Origin of the sequence: Odoribacter sp. N15.MGS-14, assembly GCF_000980245.1 — a bacterium.
Classification (GTDB): Bacteria; Bacteroidota; Bacteroidia; order Bacteroidales; family Marinifilaceae; genus Odoribacter; species Odoribacter splanchnicus.
Genome location: NZ_LARE01000012.1, coordinates 16,552 through 36,851, shown reverse-complemented (window position 1 = coordinate 36,851; position 20,300 = coordinate 16,552). Strand labels below are relative to the sequence as shown.

Below are 20,300 nucleotides of genomic sequence, written 5' to 3'. Positions count from 1 at the left end.
GTAAGCATTTTTTTGTTAGGTTAAAAAGGAAAGCAAAAAAATACTAACTATCTTTGCACACTCAAAAAAATAATTATGGGATTTAAAGAAGAAATTGAAAGACGCCGTACTTTCGGAATCATCAGTCACCCTGATGCCGGAAAAACCACATTAACGGAAAAGTTATTGCTTTTCGGAGGAGCCATTCACGTTGCCGGAGCTGTTAAATCGAATAAGATCAAGAAGACAGCCACGTCCGACTTTATGGAGATCGAACGTCAGCGTGGTATTTCTGTGGCGACTTCTGTCATGGGTTTTGAGTACAACGGAATCAAGATCAATATTCTGGATACCCCGGGTCACCAGGACTTTGCCGAAGACACTTTCCGAACCTTAACGGCTTGCGACAGTGTAATCATCGTGATCGATGCAGCCAAAGGAGTAGAAACGCAAACCCGTAAGCTGATGCAAGTCTGCCGGATGCGCAAAACCCCGGTGATCGTGTTTATCAATAAACTGGACCGTCCGGCCAACGATCCTTTCGATATTCTCGACGATGTAGAGAAAGAACTACAGATCAGGGTAAACCCACTCAGCTGGCCGATCGGAAGCGGAGATACCTTCAAAGGTATCTATAACCTCCACCGGCAAAACCTTTGCCTGTATAGTCCTAGCATTCAGAACATCCCCGAAGGCATTGAGATCACCGATACCCGATCGGACGAACTCGACCATCATATCGGCGAAAGGGCTGCCGGTAAACTACGGGAAGACCTGGAGCTGATTCAGGGGGTTTATCCCAGTCTCGACCGGCAGGAATACCTGGACGCACATGTAGCTCCCGTATTTTTCGGTTCGGCGTTGAATAATTTCGGTATCCGGGAACTTCTGGATTGCTTCATCGAAATAGCTCCGGCACCTCTTGCCCGGGAAACCGAAGAACGCCCCGTCCGGCCGGAAGAAGAGAAATTCACCGGTTTTGTATTTAAGATTCATGCCAACATGGACCCTAACCACCGAGACAGAATTGCTTTTGTGAAAATTTGTTCGGGAATTTTCAAACGGAATACCAATTATTTACATGTCAGAAACGGTAAAATGTTGAAATTTTCCACTCCCACCGCTTTTATGGCCTCCAAGAAATCGGTGATCGATGAAGCTTACCCTGGTGATATCATCGGTTTGCACGATACCGGTACCTTTAAAATCGGAGATACCCTGACAGAAGGAGAAAAACTGCATTTCAAAGGTATCCCCAGTTTCTCTCCGGAATTATTCAAGTATATCGAAAATGCCGATCCGATGAAATCCAAACAATTGGCCAAAGGGATCGATCAATTGATGGACGAAGGGGTAGCCCAATTATTCGTCAGCCAATTCAATAACCGGAAAATCATCGGCACGGTAGGAGCACTGCAGTTCGAGGTGATCGAATACCGGCTTTTACACGAATATGCCGCCGCCTGCCGCTGGGAACCGATCAATCTTTACAAAGCTTGTTGGATCGAAGCCCAGGATCAGGCAGAATTGGAAGATTTCAAAAAACATAAAGCTCAATATATGGCGAAAGACAAAGAAGGCAGAGATGTATTTCTGGCCGACTCACAATATATGTTGCATATGGCTCAGGAAAATTACAAAAAACTGATTTTTCACTTTACCTCAGAATTTTAACCATAAACTTTAAATCGAATCCTATGTTGGAAACCGGAAAATCATATACACAAGAAATCATCGTCGGTCCTAAAGACACCGCCTTAGCTCACGGCTCGGGCCATTTGGAAGTCTTTGCGACACCAGCAATGGTGGGACTGATGGAAAATACGGCGATACACTGCCTGGAAGGCATGTTGGAACCGGATACAGATACCGTAGGTATTGAAATTCATGTACAGCATACCAAGGCAACAGCCGTCGGTAAAAAGGTGATGTGCAAAGCGACGATCGTCGAAATCGATGGCCGCCGGATACGTTTTGAGATCGAAGCCACGGATGAAAAAGGAACAATAGGACATGCTATTCACGACCGCTTTATCATCTACCCGGAGAAATTCATGAGTAAATTATAAGTCGTTTGTAGTGGAAACTTACCCAGAGTATCCGGATTGGTCGGACAAAACGTTTCTGATAGCAGAAGATATCGACAGTAATTATACGATCCTTGCGGCTCTGTTAAAAAAAACACATGTCCGTATCTTACGGGCACGTAACGGAAAAGAAGCGATACAAATCGCTTCAGGAACGGCCTCCATCGATCTGATTCTAATGGATATCAGCATGCCGGATTCTGACGGAATAGAGGCTTTACGGTTTATCCGGCAACAATTGCCCGGAAAAATCGTAATAGCACAAACAGCACATGATCTCTCTTCTTCGGAGATTATAAATGAGAAGTTCGATGGTTTTTTATTAAAACCGATCCGTCGGAAAGAATTACTTGAAACATTAAGTAAATATTTATCCTGATATGCAATTTAAACTAACCTCTGAATTCCAACCTACCGGCGATCAACCGGAAGCCATCCGCCAATTGATCCAGGGACTTCAAAGCGGACGGTCATCACAGGTCTTACTGGGAGTCACCGGTTCAGGAAAAACTTTTACTGTAGCTAATGTCATCAACGAAATCCATCGTCCGACTCTGATTTTAAGTCACAATAAAACATTAGCAGCTCAATTATACGGGGAATTCAAATCTTTTTTCCCCGAAAATGCAGTCGAATATTTTGTATCTTATTACGATTATTACCAACCGGAAGCTTATCTGCCGACAACAGATACCTATATCGAAAAAGACCTCGCCATCAATGACGAGATAGACAAACTTCGTTTACGGACCACCGCTTCCCTGCTTTCGGGACGTCGGGATGTCATCGTTGTCTCTTCGGTGTCTTGTCTGTACGGTATGGCCGATCCCCGGGCTTTCGGCTCGAACGTCACCCATTTGAAAAGAGGCATGACTATCAGCCGGAATGTCTTATTACGCCGGCTGGTAGACGCTTTATATGCAAACAACGAAATCGAATTCAAACGGGGTTGTTTCCGGGCCAAAGGGGAAACCGTGGATATTTTTCCTGCCATAGAAACTTACGACGGCGTAGCTTACCGGATCGAATTCTGGGACGACGTAATCGACCGGATCTCTTCTTTTAACCCGGTTACCGGACAGAGCATCGGTAGTCAGGATGAACTCGATATTTATCCGGCCAATCTTTTTGTCACCGACAAAGCCACGATAGCCCACGCCCTGGTTGAAATCGGCCAGGATTTGCAAGATCAACTGGCTTATCTGAAAGAGATCGGGAAATTTATGGAAGCCAAACGCCTGGAAGAACGGGTGAAATACGATATGGAAATGATCCGGGAATTAGGTTATTGCCCGGGCATTGAAAACTATTCGCGCTATTTCGACGGCCGGAAAGCAGGAGTTCGTCCTTTCTGCTTATTGGATTATTTCCCGGAAGATTTTCTGATGGTCATCGACGAATCGCATGTTACCCTGCCCCAGATACGGGCGATGTACGGAGGCGATCACGCACGGAAACTGACGCTGGTGGATTATGGTTTCCGTTTACCGGCAGCTTTCGACAACCGTCCCCTCACGTTCGATGAATTTGAAAGTAAAACCGGCCAGACGATTTACATCAGTGCCACACCTGCCGACTATGAACTGGAAAAAAGTGAAGGCATCATCGTGGAACAAATTATCCGTCCGACAGGTATTCCGGATCCGGTAATCGAAATCGTCCCCAGCAAAAATCAGATCGACCATCTGGTGAACGAGATTCAGCAGCGCATAGACCTTCGGGAACGTACATTAGTGACAACCCTGACGAAGAGAATGGCGGAAGAGCTCAGTAAATACCTGGACCGGATCGGTATTAAATGCCAATATATTCACTCGGATGTCGATACTATCGAACGGGTAAAAATCCTGGAGAATCTTCGTAAAGGAATCATCGACGTATTGATCGGTGTCAATCTATTGAGGGAAGGGCTGGACTTGCCGGAAGTATCTCTGGTAGCAATTCTGGATGCAGACAAAGAAGGCTTTCTGCGTTCTACACGTTCACTGACTCAAACTGCCGGACGAGCTGCCCGTAATGTAGACGGGAAAGTCATTATGTATGCCGACCAAGTAACCCGTTCTATGCAGGAAACGATAGACGAGACGAATTACCGCCGTGAAAAGCAGCTGAGATACAACGAAGAACATCACATCGTTCCCCGGCAGATCTACAAATCGACAGATGCAGCGCTGACTCAGGATACCTCCAAAGCGTATGTGGAGGAAGAACACCTCCATCTGGTTGCCGACCCCGTCGTAGCTTACATGAGTAAACCCGAGATTGAAAAAATGATCCAAAAAACCAAGGCTGCCATGCAAAAAGCAGCCAAAGAACTCGACTTCATCGAAGCAGCCCGCCTGCGGGATGAAATGTTTCAACTGGAAAAGAAACGGGACGAGATGAAATAAAATCTTTCGGGGTTACGACAGCCAAACAAAATACCTGCCGATTCTACCGGTCACCGTTTCATCAATGCCTCAATCTGCCTCGGAATATCCGTATTATCCAACTTACCGTTAAAGTTTTCTGCTCCGACACCCAGGACAAACAAGGGCACATACCCGGCAGAATGTCCGCCACTTCCCCAGCTGATGCGGGCTATCCGGTTCAGTATCTGAACCGCCGTATTGGCCAAGGGTTCATCTTCGGCATAAAGACTTTTCACCATCTCCTGTTCCCCATTCGAAAAGGCTTTATCATAACGGTGTCTCAAATCTTTCTCATACGACTCCTTGAGTTCTTCCTTCGTCCACAGCCCCAGATTATCACTCAACAATTTCTTTACATCTTCCCAGGTCACTGCATAATGGTGGGTTGTCCGCAAAGCAGAAATCTTTTTCGAAAGCTGCCCCTTGGAGACCATTTGATGTTGCAACGCTTTCAGATTCAGTTCATATTTACCTGTTCCCAAAGCAAAGTTCCCTGTCTCATGATCTGCCGTAACGACAATCAGGGTTTCATCCGGATGCTGCTTATAAAAATCGATCGCCTTCTGTATCGATTTCTGAAAATCGATTACCTCGTTAAACATAGCCGCCGCATCGTTACTATGACAGGCCCAATCGATCAATCCGCATTCGATCATCACGAAAAAACCGTTCTTTTTATCCTTACTCAAAAAATCGATCGCTCCCTGTGTAATCTCTTCAAGTGACAAATCCCCCAGTTTCCGGTCGATGGCATAAGGCAAACTCCCCATGTCACATCCTTGCTCCTGCATAAAAATAATTTTATCTGCTTTCGCTGCTTTTTTCTGGAAATCGTCATTTCCCCGGGCTATCGTATACCCCGCCCGATCGAAAAGAGTATAAATATTTACGGAATCTTTTTTCTCCGGCTTTACAAAACCGGCTCCGGCATAAAAATCGAAACCCGCTTTCGGCAAATCGGTTGCGATCTCATAGGTCATATTCCGGTCCGGCTGATGAGCATAGAAACAAGCGGGAGTAGCATGATCGATACTATTGTTGGTAGCGATCCCTACTTTCATTCCCAGTTCTTTGGCTTTGGTAGCGATACTGTATACCGGTGCTTTATGTTCTTTATCCATCGCTATCGTCCCGTTCTTTGTCTTTTCGCCGGTAGCTAAAGCCGTACCGGCAGCAGCCGAACAAGTCACCGAATTATAGGCCGAATAAGTAGTCACAAAATTTCTGACCGGGAAGGTGGTGAAATTTAAAGGCTCGACACCGATTTTTCCTGCTCTCTCAGCCAGATACATCTCTGTGCCGTTCACCTGATTTATTCCCATTCCATCTCCGATGAAATAAAAAACATACTTCGCTCTTTTTTCTTTCTTTGCCGCATCAACAGGCTGTGTAAAACAGATAACGGCAACCAATACCACTGATAATAAGCCAAATAACTTTTTCATCGTTCTTTTCATTATTATTCGTTTTGCTCCTATTGTATATTCTATCCCCTCCTAATTCAAGAACAAACTTATTCCTGAACTATTAACAGAATTATTAATAATTTCTTAACCAACACCAATTCCCATCAAAAATACAAAAAAAATTAGAGAAAGAAACCTATTTTCCCCTGAATCCAAATATAATTCCACACTAAAATTCAGGTCTCCATTTTATATTAGATAGTTATATACATGTTACACTTATAAACCTACAGCTAGGGTAAACATGTATATAAACACGTTGGCTTACAATACATAATCTGTGAAAAAGCGGACAGCTAAAGAAAATAAATAGATTCAGTCAGTTTCGGTTTAACTCTCGGTTTAAACAAGCACTCAAAACACCACTAAAAACCACCTAAAACAAAAATCAGCCACCTTTATAAGTGGCTGATTATGAAGAGCGATAAACGGGACTCGAACCCGCGACCTTCGGCTTGGGAAGCCAACGCTCTACCAACTGAGCTATTATCGCCTGTTTTGCGTTAAACAACGGTGCAAATATAGCAAACAAATCTGAATGAAACAAGATTTAAAAATAAAAAAAAGATTACTTTTAAAGGTTCAAACGATCAGCCTATGGACAGGAATAAATTTTACCGGATCAGGGAAGAACTTCACCGGCATCCCGAATTATCCGGACAGGAAAAACATACGATACAATATATCCGGCAAGTACTTCAGGAATTTCAGCCCTCCCGAATCCATCCCCTGGAAAAGGGCCATGGACTGGTGGCAGAATACAGTTTCCCGGGCGAAGGTCCGACCCTATTATTCAGAGCCGATATCGATGCTGTGGCCATTGCAGAAAAATCACCTCTTCCCTATTGTTCGGAAAATCCGGGGATAGCCCATAAATGCGGACACGACGGACACACAACCATGTTACTCATGCTGGCCGGATTCCTATATGATCATCCCCTGGAACGAGGACGCATTTTATTACTCTTTCAACCTGCCGAAGAAAATGGACAGGGCGCACAACTAGTACTTCAGGACCCCTGGTTCCGGCAACAGAAAATCGACCGGGCTTTCGCTCTGCATAATCTTCCCGGCTATCCGTTTTCTACGATTATCTGCCGGACAGGCAGTTTTACCTGCTCGGTCATCAGCTGTACCATCACCTTCACCGGAAAAACAGCACATGCCGCAGAACCTGAAAAAGCGGTTTCCCCGACCGCACCTTTACTGCATATCCTGCATCTAAGCGAAAGCTGGAATCGAGGGACCTTGAAAGATCCGGATTATTTCCGTACGACACTTATCGAACTTCATATCGGCGAAGAAGCCTATGGCGTTGCTGCAGGAAGCGGACTTATCCGGTTGACTCTCCGCGCCGCATCCGAAAAAATACTGCAAAAACACCGGCAACAGTTGGAACAATTCGTTCAGCAAACCATTGATTCTCATCCGGCCTTACTATGCTCCATCGAATGGACAGAACCTTTTGCGGCCAATGAAAATGATCCTGAATCCGTAACCTGGATTCAGGAAGCAGCCAAAAGCAACGGATTGGTTTACGAGGAAACCGATCATCCTTTTGCCTGGGGAGAAGATTTCGGATTATTCACTCAACATATTCCAGGTGCTATGTTCGGTCTGGGAGCAGGCATCTCTACTCCGGCCCTCCATACTCCGGATTACGATTTTCCTAACAACATTTTGCAAAATGGAGCCCGGATGTTTTACGAATTAGCCCTTATCACTCAACTGTCAGAATAAGTATTGATTATTCTGACAGTCGATTCCCAGTCATACAAATTCGTCTTGATCCAAACCAGATTAAATCCTGGCTAATCCCCCTGAACGTATTTTCCAATAATCATACAAATCCTCCCAATAAGTCCATAATAAAAGTTTCGCCATCCCCTCTCCACAATCTACCGTATCCTTGTATTTTTTCAATTCTTCACAAAAAGCCATAACACAAGTTTGCCGTACCAACCTCTCTTGTACTGATAAACGGTCTACCCGTTTTCCCGTAATCAGCCTCTTCAATTCTTTTACCAACTGACCGACCTGCTGTTCTCCATTCTCCTTTTCTGCTAACTGTAGCCAACGCTCGGTCCGAAAAAATTCTCCCCATACTCTTTGTAATCGCCCAAGCATATCATCACGTTCCATTCCCATTTTATTTTTTTGTAAAAAGGAAGGAGCATAAAATCCCATAATATCTTCTTTCAATAATTGCATCAACTGTTCCGCCATTCCCTCTTGAAAAAAAGTCTCATCTAACCAACGGATATAATCCTTTTCACTCAATTTCAATACTTCCCGGTAATAATGCTTTACCTTTTCATTTTCCACCTCCTTCAACACCTGTTGCCAAGCCACACGCCTTTCCTCATACCTCTTCCATCCCCACTGTCCGGCAGCCTCTTTCTCTGTTTTTATATCTTCTCTTTCCGCATAACAATACCACAAAGCCTCCAATCGTTTTGCAGCTGTGATATTTCTATTCTCCAGTTGTTCCGGATCCAATCCCAACAATATGGACAAAGCTCTATCGATTTCCTGTTCACGACACCCCTGTAAAGCCTCTGTTTCCGAACACATCTTCCATATCCCGTCCTCTTCCCGGACCGGATTTTCCAATCGGTAGCGGATCACCGATTCCATAGAAACATCAGCACTGATACGTAAACGTGCAGCTAAAATCCTTCCATCTCCGGGATGTTCCTGGAAATCCACTTTTATCCCTCCACCTCCGACATCAAAAACAACTGCGCAGGGGACATCAGCTTTCACCCTTCCTTTTTTCCGTTCCAATTCAAGCAATACTCTTCCCGTCCGGGCAGTCCACACTGCATTCAGCTTTTCCACTGCTGTATACAATAGTTCCACATATTCTTCCGGAATATCCTCAGCAAGACATATATTCAGAGGCATTCCGGCATATGTATCCCAGCACACACAACGGGTACACTCTACACAACGGAAAGGATTCACTCCATAATCGACATAAACCTGCGTCCGGAATAACCCATCCGGGTCTTCCCCTCTGTTCCTCAAACCCCTATCCGGTAAGAGACACAAAGCCACAGATACTTCTACCGGTACCGAACCGCTTTCGGGCAACATTTCCACGACCTGCTGTTCAGGAGAACACTCCAAATAATGCCGGATAGTAAAACATGCTCCGTTCCTACAGGTATCGACAGTTATAATCTCCGAACGGCCATACTGTATCCGTCCCCATTTCCCGTCCCCCACATACCACTTTTCCTTTATACCATCGGTCACATCAATCAAATAACCTGTTTCTTTTTTCTCCGCTACCGGCCAAGTTTCCACCGGTGTCTGTAAACCGGACATCTTCAGCAATCCGTTACTCATCCATGTTGTATCTGAAACTCTCTCCGGACAGAAAACCGCAAAAACATCCAGGGTCATAGAATCCCTGCCTTGTTCCAATCTAAAAATTCCTTTACTCTCCAATAACTTCCCCCGAATTCCCAATCCTCTGTCTATCTGGGCCAATACCATCCATTCCCGCCCCAAATATGTCTGCTCAATTTCTACATACATTCTGCCATTCCGTTCATATACCGGTAACACCACAGCATTCTCATCCTTATCTTTACCACAGGCATTTCCACTTTTTATCCCAACCATCCCTACCCAACAAAACAACAATACCAATAACTTTGTCCTCATGTTATTTCCATATTGAATTCACATTTTTTCTCCACGCTTTCCAAAAAACATCCTTTTCCTTGTCTGTTTTCCGATACATCACTTTCAATTGTTCCTCCATCAAAGCCACCACTTCCGGATACCTATTCCTTTCTGTTTGTATATATTCCATCAAACAATCCGTATAACACCATATCAAGAATCTTCCCCAACACTCCTCACCAGATACATTCCGGAATATTTTTCCCAAATCTCTGATATATTCAGTGACCGAATATTCCCGATCGTAACCTACAAAACAATCCGCTTTTTCTACCAACCGTCTGACAGTCTCCCTTCCCCAGTCTTCCCACCACTCCCGAGGCAGGTCCTTTCCCGATTCCAACACATAGGTTTGTAAAAAACGCAGGGCATCCTGCTGTTCTTCCCTCCCCACAGCAACAACTATAACCGAATCATTCCCCCAACATTTCCTTATCCCTCCGAGATAGGTAAAAGCCTGATTTATGTACTCCGAATATTGTTTTCGGATAGCAAGATTCCAACTTTCAACACTCAGACGCCCGTTATTTCTCAGAGTATCTCGCAACAAACGCTTCAAGTGACACATGCCCAATTCTGCCGTTTCCAACGAATAACGCCCTAAATCTTCGGCTTGTGCTTCAGGTAAGTTTCCACCGCTATCCTGAAAACGATATTTACGCTCCAATTGTTTTTTTTCTATCCAAACAGACAATTTTTCCTGAATTTCTTCAGACGCCAATCCGGGAAAATAACGGTATCCCCACTCAATAGCCAATGAATCATAAGCGCCAATCCGGGGTATCCGGTCGGACATATCGACTCCATCTTCGGGTTGTACAGCATAGTTCATACGCATATAATCCATTATAGAACTACCATAACCATGACGGTGTAAAAAAACGGCATCTCTTAACTGCTCTGTTTCACACAAAGAACTCCCATAAAAATTATGGGTCAATCCCAGTACATGCCCGACTTCGTGTGACACCACCATCTCCAGCAATCTACCAGCCAGTTCGTCCGGGAACTCCTCCTCGCTTTCTCCTGTCTGTGCAATATACCACTGGCATAACATATCAAAAACCGAATGAAAAACCGCAATATGACAACTCAGGATCTCACCGGTACGGAAATCTACAAAAGGACGTCCATAAGCATTCTCCATCGGAGAAGCCTTATAGACGATCCATGACAAAGCAGAATTATCTAAAGTAAATCCGGCCGAATCCGGAGCCATAAGTCCTGCTATGGCATTTTTAAAACCGCTACGTTCAAAAAGAGCATTCCAATTGTTCACGGCACGTAAAACATAAGGACGCCACTTTTCAGGAAAACTACGGTCGATATATATCCTAATCTTTTGCCGGGGTTCAACCAGTTCTCCCCGCCTATACCGGGCCGTATCACGATCCGCCACTTCCAGCCGCCAACGTTTCACTACGCGATCCGAGATGACCTGACAACTTCCCGGTTCCATATGTGCATAAGGTACAGTAAAATATCCAACCCCTGAAGAGGCATAACGTACCTGCATCAGATGCCGGGGCAACAACCTTAAACAACAACCTAATTTCCATCGAGTCACTTCTCCATTTGCTGAAGTTGCAGGCGTCCTCTCTACAGCTTCATAAATCCGTTCAGACCTGACAATCACACTTTCCGGCGTTCCAAGAATTGCCGTTACCCTTCCTTCACGCTCACTCCCTAGCCCGATCAAAAAAGAAAAGGGTTGTAATCCCCACAACTTTCCATCACGAAGCCATTCGGTCACATCAATGATCTTCCCGGTCTTTTCACACCCCAAGATTTCAAATTCCTGTAAGGTAAGGGGCATTTCCCGTTCAGACAATAAACTTCCGAGTGAATATGACCCGGAAGTATCCACATAACTTCTTATCTCCTTCAATATTATCCGTTCCTTCTCTTCCTCCCACCGTAAAATCCTCGGACCGAACCGATCGCCCTGATATCCGAATTTAGCATCAGCAGATTTTTTTTTTCGTCCGGCACCCTCCAATATTGTAGTCGTCAGGCTCATATCACGTCCTAGCAGACTATCCGGGATCACCCATAAAATACGTCCATTCTGTTGATAAGTTGTAAACAAACCAGGTATAACTTCCGACTGTGCATAAAGCTTTATCATACACAGCAAGAAAAAAAGAATCCAACAGATTTTTTTCAACCAGGATAACATTTTCCGGGACCTGAACAGGTCCCGGAAAAACAACTGCTTCTTATTTAAAAGCATAGACAAAATCCACTACATTTTTAAATCCTTTAAACTCATAAACCATCAAGTCTTTCGTTCCCTCTTCCTTATCTATCTCTCCGGCTGCAGTCAGCTTCATTTCAAGCATACTGCAATTTCCATCCGGATATTCGGCCACTCCCCCCAGGTAACTTACAAAATCATAAGGAATCGCTTCTACCTCATCTCCTCCCGAAATATCCCAACGGTCCTCCCGTTGGCTGCGGAATTTCAACCGGGTAATCCGTACAGAAGGATCCGGATGGGCATAAATTTCATATGAACGAGGAGTTGAACGAGTCAAGTCTGCCCGATAAATCTTATTACCGACAGCATAGTAAAACATACGGTCAAAATAAGCTGAAGTGGCCACCGGTAATTTTCCTTCGACAAGCCCTGTTTCCGGGGTTAATTCCCAATAACCGCTACAGATTGTCCCTTTCTTCCCTTGTATCATCTCCGGAGAAATTTCGTAAATATACAAGCTACTTCCCTGACTGGCTATCGCCATAATCTTCGGAACATCGCGGGAAGTCGTCGCTCCGATATAAATTACATCTTTATCTCCAATATTGTTCGGATCGAATTTATTCGGATAACCGGCCTGCTCGCCTATGGTCTCCAGTTTCTGTTCATTCAGACTTCCGTCAATATCGTAAAGATCTTCCATGCCGCTAGCAATGTAGCGGTTCGTATTATAATTATTACCGCCAATATCCGCATTATAGTAAGAAAGGAAGCGTTTGTTCTTGGAATCATAAATAATATTTATTCCTTCCGGTGACACATCATAAGCCAGGGAAGCCCTCTCTGCATAATAATCCCCATCTGCAGCTTTCACCGGATAATAAACAGAAAATCCATCCGGCTTGGCAAACCAGAATACCCCATCGTCAATGATACATTCCCCCCGTTTATCTCCTTCCGCATACATCGGTGCATAATGGGCGTCATTAGTCAGCTTTTTGTATAACAACATTCGGTTATATGCATAACGTTCTTCCAAAGTAGCACCATCCAGCATATAGTTTTTCCCTCCTTCAGTGAAAATACCCAACAATGTCTCCTCAGATCCTATCTGCATGGCATCTTTCAGATGCAAATTATTAATCGACAAGAACAAAGGTTTACCTTGCAACCTGCCTCCCGTTTCCTGTGTATAGATATCTTGTACGGTAACCCGGCTGCTACCATCCCCATCGACACATCCCAATATGGCACTCTCACCGATATTCTGCAGCACAAACCAACAACGGTTAAATGCAGCCACCAAATTAACCACCGTCTCACCGAAGGTTACGATATTCTGTACCGTATCCGTTACAGCCAGCCGTAATGTAATCTGTCCGCTATTTTTCGGATAAACCCATACCCGGCAAACCGAATCCGTACCACATTCCGTCCACGTCACCCCACTTAGATTCTTTTTCCACAAATAAGTCAAATTGGCATTATCTTTCCGGTCCAACTGGGTAACAGCCGCTTTCACTTCAACCAAAACCGAATCTTTCTTCGGTATCGTAACACTGACGCTCCGCGGCATTTCTAACACCATATCGTTGATGTCATTATAATCATAATTTCCCAAATCATCGTAACAGGCTATTCCCAATACAGCCAATAATCCCCATACCAATATCTTTTTCATACTATCATTTTTTCTGTTCACATTCATCATCAATCCTTAGGAAACACAATCTCATTCTGAGGATTTTCGTCATCCATCAAAGGCGGATTACCAGCCTTCTTATAAGCCTCATACTTAGCACTGACCTCATCCCTAACTTCTTTCGTCTGCTCTGTCTCAGCATAAATTTTCCCCAAGTTGTCCATCATAAACATATATTTATTATTACTGTATATCCCCCACAACCTCTCATCCCAATCTGAAGGACGTATCGTATAAGCGATAGTAACTTCACAATCCGAATTCTCCACACGTCCCTCCCCAAACTCATGCTCAGCATTCTCTATATCAAAAGTCAGTTTTGTATTCAACTGGGCACCGACCCTAGGGGGACGGGGTACAACCAACTGGGCCGTAAAAGTTTCAGCCCCAACAGGAAATTCATAAGAAGGTATAAACACAACCCCTTCCATCTGATCGACCGTTTTCAGGCAAAAATTCAAAGGCTTTTCCAAAGCATATCCCAAACAACGCACTTTTACCCCTAAAGCACGTTCTGTAACTTCATTTATATAATCCCGGTCAACGAAAACACACTCGGCTTTTGTATTGAAAAATTCCAGACGGGGGGCTTCGTTATATCCCTTTATATCATTTTTCTCACAAGAAATGGCGGTAATCAATACAACCATCATTCCATATATCAATCTTTTCATCACTTACTATTTTCCGGTTATACCAAACATATCTTCATTTTCAGGCAAAGGGAACTGATACTTTGTCCGTACATCGACCAAACTGCAATTTACAAAAGTGACGTAGTTGTGCCGTTTATAAAAATAAAACAGCTGTCCCTCTCCGTAATACTCTTTCAGGTATTCACGCATCACTTCGTTGATCCGGCGCGTATGCCCACTGTCAAATCCTTCACGGGTATCCGGTTCGTCATATCCTTTTCCCCCATCTGTCGCATCACTGGAGGCGATTCCCCGTTTAAAACGAACCATATCCAAAATTTCAGCGCTGCTCTGCGGATCCGGATCACATTCAGCCATAATATAATACATTTCCGGAATCCTGATCAAGGGCATGACATCTGCACCGGAATAAGCTCCTGTATAATTCGGTAAATGATCTGAGGCATATCCGGTCTGATCGTATTTCGACAAGATTTTCTTTGTATCATCAGTAATCAACATCTCATGAAAAGCGGCATTTCCTGAACGGAAATCAGTAGAACCACCGGCAGATAAATCATAAAACTGCCCGAACAGTTCTTTGCCGACTCCCAAACCGGAAACATTCTGATTGATGAAATCAGGGTCCACCACTTTCTCCATCTCATAAATATGTAAACTAAAAATATGTTCATCGAATAAGATCCTGTTTTCTGTCGTCAAAGCTTCAGTCAACGGGAACAATTTACTTTCCACCACCTCACTGGCAACAGCATAAGCCTTAGCTTTACTTTCTTCATCCCCCTTGTAACAATATACCCTTGCCAACATAGCCTTTACAGCCCAACGATTCATACGAAACTGACGCAGCTCCAGAAACGGGTCTGCATTGACGTCATGAACAAAGATATCATGATCAGCCTCCCACAATAGAGAATCTGCCTGGTGTAAATCCGCCAGACAAGCGTCTACCACCTCCGTAGCAGGTAATACAGGAGTCGGTTCATTACTGAATACTGTCCGATAAGGAATAGCTTTCCCCTGAGGTTCCATAGCAAATACCGGCCCGAACATCCGTAACAGATCAAAATGCAGAAAGGCACGCAAACCCAAAGCTTCCCCTTTCATAATCTCATAATAACCCGGCGTTGTAATTACCTCACGGTTCACCTCCAGATAATGCAGGAAATTATTAATGTTCGCAATAATATTATAAGCACCTGAAAAAACATTATCTTTAATACTTTTATAAGTTCCGTCATAATTATAAATCGATGTCCAGTTCGTTATGTCAGGAGCGTACTCATACCGTCCGGCAAGCATCTCCATATAATTATAGGTTAGCTCACGTCCGTAAAGGGAAGACTCTCCCATTTTAAGATAAAAGCCCGTTAAAGCATCCTGGAAACCAAACTCATCTGCAAACAAATCCTCTTCCGGCACGGAAGTTTTAGGCTGTACATCCAACCAGTCCGAACATCCGCTACTCCCCAATACGATCACCAACAGGAAACCATATACAAATTTATACATATTCATATTATTTAAATACTACATTTAACGAAATTGCAAACTGACGGGCAAAAGGATAATCCAATCCCCTCTCCTGTTTTACAGATGAGAGATAAAAAATATCCTCCATAGTAAATCCCCACTTCAACGAACTGATAAAACTCTTTTTCAGGAAACGTGTATTTTGCTGATCCATCCGGTAAGTCAGAGACAACGAACCGAAAGTCAATGTATTCTCATCCATCACAAAACGGGATGTCGGACGTGTTTCCGATCCGTTGACAGAGTTTGTCAGGCGTTTGTATTTAGCCACATCCCCCGGTTTCTGCCAGCGTTCCTGCAAGACACGTTTATCTACATTATACCGTAAATCGGCATTCTCGATTTTATCCACCAACGTCTGGTTATATACCTGTCCTCCGAATTTATAGTTAAAAGAAAGATTGGCTCCAAATCCTTTATAATTAAATGCAGTATTGATATTTCCCTGCCATTTCGGCTCTGTGTCCCCGTAAGGGATTTTATCAATAGCATTATACTCACTGGTCACTTTACCATTGCGGGTCAGTAATAACTCATCTCCTGTCATCGGATCGATTCCCAGCGAACGGACAACCCAAATACGCGTCTGTGACTCTCCTTCTTCATACATCGGCAGAGGTTTGTCTTTTTCATTGCTGGTATTAAGCTCATTCATATGGCGCAAAGCATCCGATATTTTTTTCAGTTTTTCTTCATTATGTGAACCATTTACCGTGATCACCCAATAAGCATCTTTATCCAGATTACGATAAGGAATAAATGAAAAATTCAGCTCCACCCCTTTCGTCTCCAGATTTCCCATATTTTCCGGATAAGAAGCAAAACCGACAGAAGGAGCCAGCGTAATCTGTGCCAAAGAATTTTTCGTATTCTTGATATAATATTCGGCCCGGGTAGTAAAACGCCCTTTGAGTAAGGAAAGTTCCAAGCCAACATTCCAGGTTCCAGTCTGTTGCCATTTCAGATTCGAATTACCCAAAGCGACCAGTTCCGTCCCCGTTGCATTAGAAGAAAAATAAGGTTTCATTAAATTGGTATAAGTATAAACTGAGCGGGACTGATAAGGAGAAAAACCTTGTGTACCTGTCACCCCATATGAAGCCCGCAATACCACATCATCCACCCATTTAACATTTCTCAGCCAACTTTCTTTCTTCATATTCCAGCGTAAACCTGCAGACCAGAAAGGAGCAAAACGATTGTCTTTACCAAACTGTGAAGAACCGTCGATACGGATATTAAAATCGGCAGAATAACGATAATCATAAGAATATCCCAAAGTAGCCACAGCTCCCAAAGCCCGGGTAGTTCCTTCACTTCCGGTCATGTTTTCATTGTATTTCTTACCAAACAAAATATGATCCATATTGCCGTTCGGAAAACCCGTCACCGTTGCTCCATAGACTTCGCTATGAGTTTGCTCTACCGAATAACGCAGATTTCCCGTCAGATAATGCACATCATTGACCACATTGTTATAACTGGCTGTAAAAGCAAACATATAATTGAAATCCTCCGACTGGTTACGTTTAAAATCACCCTTCAGGGTAGGATCCACCACTTCAGCAAAAGCGGTGTGCTGTGCAGGACGGAAAACCTCGTCCTTACCTGTCGATTTCTGTATAGAAATATCGGCCTGCAAACGCCAGGCATCCGTCGGAGTATACTCTAATTTAAAAAGGTTACGGATACTAAAAGAGGTGGTCCGGTCTTTACTATGAAAGGTCGTATTATACATCGGATTAGCTACCTGATAAGGTTGTGAATTACCCAGATAGATCATATCCCAGGTCTGCATAATTTTATTGATTTCTCCATTTTCTCCGTAAGGCCGTAAATAAGGATTCAAACGGGTATATTCACTGAAAGATCCGTAAGGACTGTCATCTCCTGTTGAATTATCCACGGTCAGGCTGTTTTTCATCAGTAATTTACGGTAACGGTAAGAAAGATCCAACGCTGCCGTCTGGGTACTACGCCGTGACTCTTTCATTACTCCCGGCGTTTGATTGAGTCCCAGATACAATTTATACCGCAGGGCCTCACTTCCTCCTTCCAGCGTCAGGGCATGCCGGTGTTGTACAGCTGTCCGCAAAGGTTGGGACAACCAATACGTATCGACTCCTCTTTTCACCTCACGCAAACGGTTCTGATAGTCCCGTTGGGAATCCAGGTCATTGGGAGAATATAAACCAGCCAAAGCTTCAACCTGGATTTTTTCCTCTGCATCCATCAAAGTCCGGCATTTGCAAACGCAGGTTACCGCCATAACTCACATTGATTTCTCCTGGTTTCGGAGTGTAAGTTTCAATTACAATCACACCGTTAGATGCTTTCGAACCATAAATCGCCGTTGCAGAAGCATCTTTCAGCATTGTGATCGACTGTACACGATCCGGGTCCAAATCGACCATCGTCTGCACGTCAATCTCGAAACCATCCAGTATCAATAAGGGCTGATTCGGATAAGTATCGTATTCTCCCTGCAAAGACACTAAATTATTGTCTCCGGCCCCTCCGGCAGGCAGCGTGGAAGAACCACGCATACGCATGTCCGGTAAACGGTTCGGATCCGAACCCGCACTGATATTTTCCATGATCCGGAAACTGGGTTCAATGGTAGACAAAGCCTTAGCAATACTTGTAGTACTGATCTTTTTTAATTCATCCCCTTTTACCGTTACCGCAGAACCGGTAAATCCTTCCTTTTTACGGGCAAACATACCGGTAACCACAACTTCATCCAATTCAGTCTCTGTTTCTTCCAGCACAACCCGCAAAGGTTGTACTTTTCCATTCTCTATTTTAACAGGAATCTCTTTGGAATTCATTCCCACAAAAGAAAATTCCAGAGAGATACCCGGAGTTTCTGTTATTTCAAGACTGAATTTACCGTCAATATCCGTTGCCACCCCAATCGTGGTACCTTTCACCACAACCGTAACTCCTGGCAGCACACCTCCTTTAGAATCGACTACGACCCCTTCCAGCTTAATCAATTTCTGTGGAGCAACCATATCGGCTTCAGCCTGTTTCTTATAAATAACAATAACCTGATCTTCAATCTCATAACCGAAATCGGAACCACGCAGACATTGTTCCATCACTTCATTTATATTTCCCGACACAACATCTACGGAAACGTTTCCAATAGCATTTATAACTTGTTCATTATAAGCCAATCTGTAACCCAACTGTCTCTTTATTTCTTTAAAAGCTTCTTTCAATGAAACATTTTCCAGACGGAATGCCACACTCTGTCCGGCAGCTTCAACCACTAAAGGTTCGGTTAATATTAACAAAGTAATTAAGGATAACCGGATCCATATTCCTGCCCAACGGCAGACCTTTCCCCACCGTATTCGATTCTCTCTATTATTTTTCATATTCTCATTAAATTACCTATTCCTCTCTTTCAACGGATAATGACCGTCCGGCCTTTCAATTCGATATCCAGCGTACGGGTCTTCTCCAGTATATTCATCACATGTTTTAACGAACTACTCCGTTCAATTTCAAAAGAATAATATTCGTTCTGTTTATCACTATCTACAAAAAACACTTCAATATCATACCAACGTGCCAATTCTCTCATGATATATTCCAGAGAACGGTTATCAAACAAAAAATACCCGTCGATCCAGCTTGTTGCCGAAGCTCCGGCTTTTCCAACCACCCAGCGTTCTTCCATCAACTGCGCCTGTTCTCCCGGTTTCAGTAAAATTTCATGATTTCCCCGGCTCAACCGGATACTTCCCGACAACAACACAGCCGAATAAGGTTCATCTTCGTAATGACGGATATCGAAACGGGTTCCTAAAACCCTCACGACATTTCCTGCCGTTTCCACCCGGAAAGGCCGCAAGGAATCACGTGCCACGTCAAAAAATACCTCTCCGTCACAAGCTACCCGACGTTCCCCTGCCGGAAAAACTACCGGAAAACGTACAACGGATTCCGCATTCATCCATACTTTCGTCCCATCCGGTAAGATCATCTTATAATCCGTTCCTCTGGGTGTCCGTATCTCATTATATTGGGAAGAGTCTGCCCGGTTTACGTTTGCAGTCGGTTCATAACGGGCATACCCATCCTCAGCTAACAAGAAGCCTCCCTCCCAGTTGTAAGCAGAATCCCTGTTCAACATAATCTCTTTACCTGAAGCCAACCGAATGACCGGCAGAGAAGAGGCTGTCACTCTCTCTGCCAGGTCCTGATCCGTTTGCTTCACTTCATTTTGCCAATAAAACCAGACGCCTTCCCCCATACACAACAGCAGAACAACCCCTGCTACCCTCCCCCACCATTTCCGCCGTCTGTATCTCTCGATCCGACGCGCAATATTCATTTTCAAACGTTCACGGGCTTTTTCCTTATCGGACAACTCCAACCCTGCCATCTTACATCTGACATATTCCCGGTTACTGATTTTTTTATAAAAGTCCTGATGCTCCGGTGTTTTCAGCCAGTTTTCCAATGTCCGACTTTCCTGCTCGTCTAAATCTCCCAACAGAGAATGAATAATCGAACGCCTAATCGCCTCTTCACTGTCCGTTCTCATAGCTAATCA

14 protein-coding genes and 1 tRNA gene are annotated in these 20,300 nt (G+C 44.0%); 5 read left to right on the top strand and 10 right to left on the bottom strand.

From position 1 onward, the window contains the following. Window positions 1-75: 75 nt before the first annotated feature. Genes WS34_RS04530 through uvrB form a run of 4 tightly spaced genes read left to right on the top strand, consistent with a single transcriptional unit; the run spans window position 76 to window position 4,456 of the window. Window positions 76-1,653, top strand: coding sequence for a peptide chain release factor 3 (locus WS34_RS04530; protein WP_013611882.1), 1,578 nt, complete (start codon window positions 76-78; stop codon window positions 1,651-1,653). 23 nt (window positions 1,654-1,676) lie between these two features. Beyond that, on the top strand, window positions 1,677-2,048 hold the full coding sequence (locus WS34_RS04525; RefSeq protein WP_022159483.1) for a thioesterase family protein: 372 nt from the start codon (window positions 1,677-1,679) through the stop codon (window positions 2,046-2,048). Between the two features lie 10 nt (window positions 2,049-2,058). Further along, a complete protein-coding gene (locus WS34_RS04520) occupies window positions 2,059-2,445 on the top strand; it encodes a response regulator (RefSeq protein WP_022159484.1) in 387 nt (128 codons plus the stop codon). Window position 2,446: 1 nt separating this feature from the next. Beyond that, the gene (gene uvrB, locus WS34_RS04515) at window positions 2,447-4,456 is read left to right on the top strand and encodes an excinuclease ABC subunit UvrB (RefSeq protein WP_013611885.1); all 2,010 of its coding nucleotides are present in this window, start codon (window positions 2,447-2,449) and stop codon (window positions 4,454-4,456) included. A gap of 50 nt (window positions 4,457-4,506) precedes the next feature. Here the strand turns inward: uvrB and WS34_RS04510 are convergent, their stop codons facing one another. Continuing rightward, window positions 4,507-5,922: an alkaline phosphatase gene (locus tag WS34_RS04510; RefSeq protein ID WP_046403406.1), complete on the bottom strand. Its 1,416-nt coding sequence runs from the start codon at window positions 5,920-5,922 to the stop codon at window positions 4,507-4,509. Between the two features lie 441 nt (window positions 5,923-6,363). Next, window positions 6,364-6,436: transfer RNA gene (locus WS34_RS04505), tRNA-Gly, on the bottom strand. A 104-nt stretch (window positions 6,437-6,540) separates the two neighbouring features. Between WS34_RS04505 and WS34_RS04500 the strand changes: the two genes are divergently transcribed. Next, a complete protein-coding gene (locus WS34_RS04500; protein WP_046402632.1) occupies window positions 6,541-7,683 on the top strand; it encodes a M20 metallopeptidase family protein in 1,143 nt (380 codons plus the stop codon). Window positions 7,684-7,743: 60 nt separating this feature from the next. On the opposite strand, the gene WS34_RS04495 is transcribed toward WS34_RS04500, so the two are convergent. The 8 genes from WS34_RS04495 to WS34_RS04465 form a co-directional block, all read right to left on the bottom strand. After that, the gene (locus WS34_RS04495) at window positions 7,744-9,618 is read right to left on the bottom strand and encodes a hypothetical protein (protein ID WP_046403404.1); all 1,875 of its coding nucleotides are present in this window, start codon (window positions 9,616-9,618) and stop codon (window positions 7,744-7,746) included. Between the two features lies 1 nt (window position 9,619). Beyond that, the gene (locus WS34_RS04490; protein WP_286693626.1) at window positions 9,620-11,767 is read right to left on the bottom strand and encodes a zinc-dependent metalloprotease; all 2,148 of its coding nucleotides are present in this window, start codon (window positions 11,765-11,767) and stop codon (window positions 9,620-9,622) included. 91 nt (window positions 11,768-11,858) lie between these two features. Continuing rightward, on the bottom strand, window positions 11,859-13,520 hold the full coding sequence (locus WS34_RS04485; RefSeq protein WP_286693625.1) for a PKD-like family lipoprotein: 1,662 nt from the start codon (window positions 13,518-13,520) through the stop codon (window positions 11,859-11,861). 29 nt (window positions 13,521-13,549) lie between these two features. Continuing rightward, window positions 13,550-14,215 (bottom strand): DUF4843 domain-containing protein, encoded by a 666-nt coding sequence (locus WS34_RS04480; RefSeq protein WP_046403399.1) that lies wholly within the window; start codon window positions 14,213-14,215, stop codon window positions 13,550-13,552. Window positions 14,216-14,221: 6 nt separating this feature from the next. Further along, on the bottom strand, window positions 14,222-15,709 hold the full coding sequence (locus WS34_RS04475) for a RagB/SusD family nutrient uptake outer membrane protein (protein ID WP_046403422.1): 1,488 nt from the start codon (window positions 15,707-15,709) through the stop codon (window positions 14,222-14,224). A gap of 7 nt (window positions 15,710-15,716) precedes the next feature. Then, entirely contained in the window at window positions 15,717-17,963 is a 2,247-nt protein-coding gene (locus tag WS34_RS04470) for a SusC/RagA family TonB-linked outer membrane protein (protein WP_286693624.1), read from the bottom strand. After that, window positions 17,935-19,116, bottom strand: a complete 1,182-nt coding sequence (locus WS34_RS15410; protein ID WP_286693623.1) for a SusC/RagA family TonB-linked outer membrane protein — start codon at window positions 19,114-19,116, stop codon at window positions 17,935-17,937. The genes WS34_RS04470 and WS34_RS15410 overlap by 29 nt, the downstream gene beginning before the upstream one ends. Before the next feature lie 29 nt (window positions 19,117-19,145). Next, window positions 19,146-20,291 (bottom strand): FecR family protein, encoded by a 1,146-nt coding sequence (locus tag WS34_RS04465; RefSeq protein WP_046403398.1) that lies wholly within the window; start codon window positions 20,289-20,291, stop codon window positions 19,146-19,148. Between the last annotated feature and the right edge of the window lie 9 nt (window positions 20,292-20,300).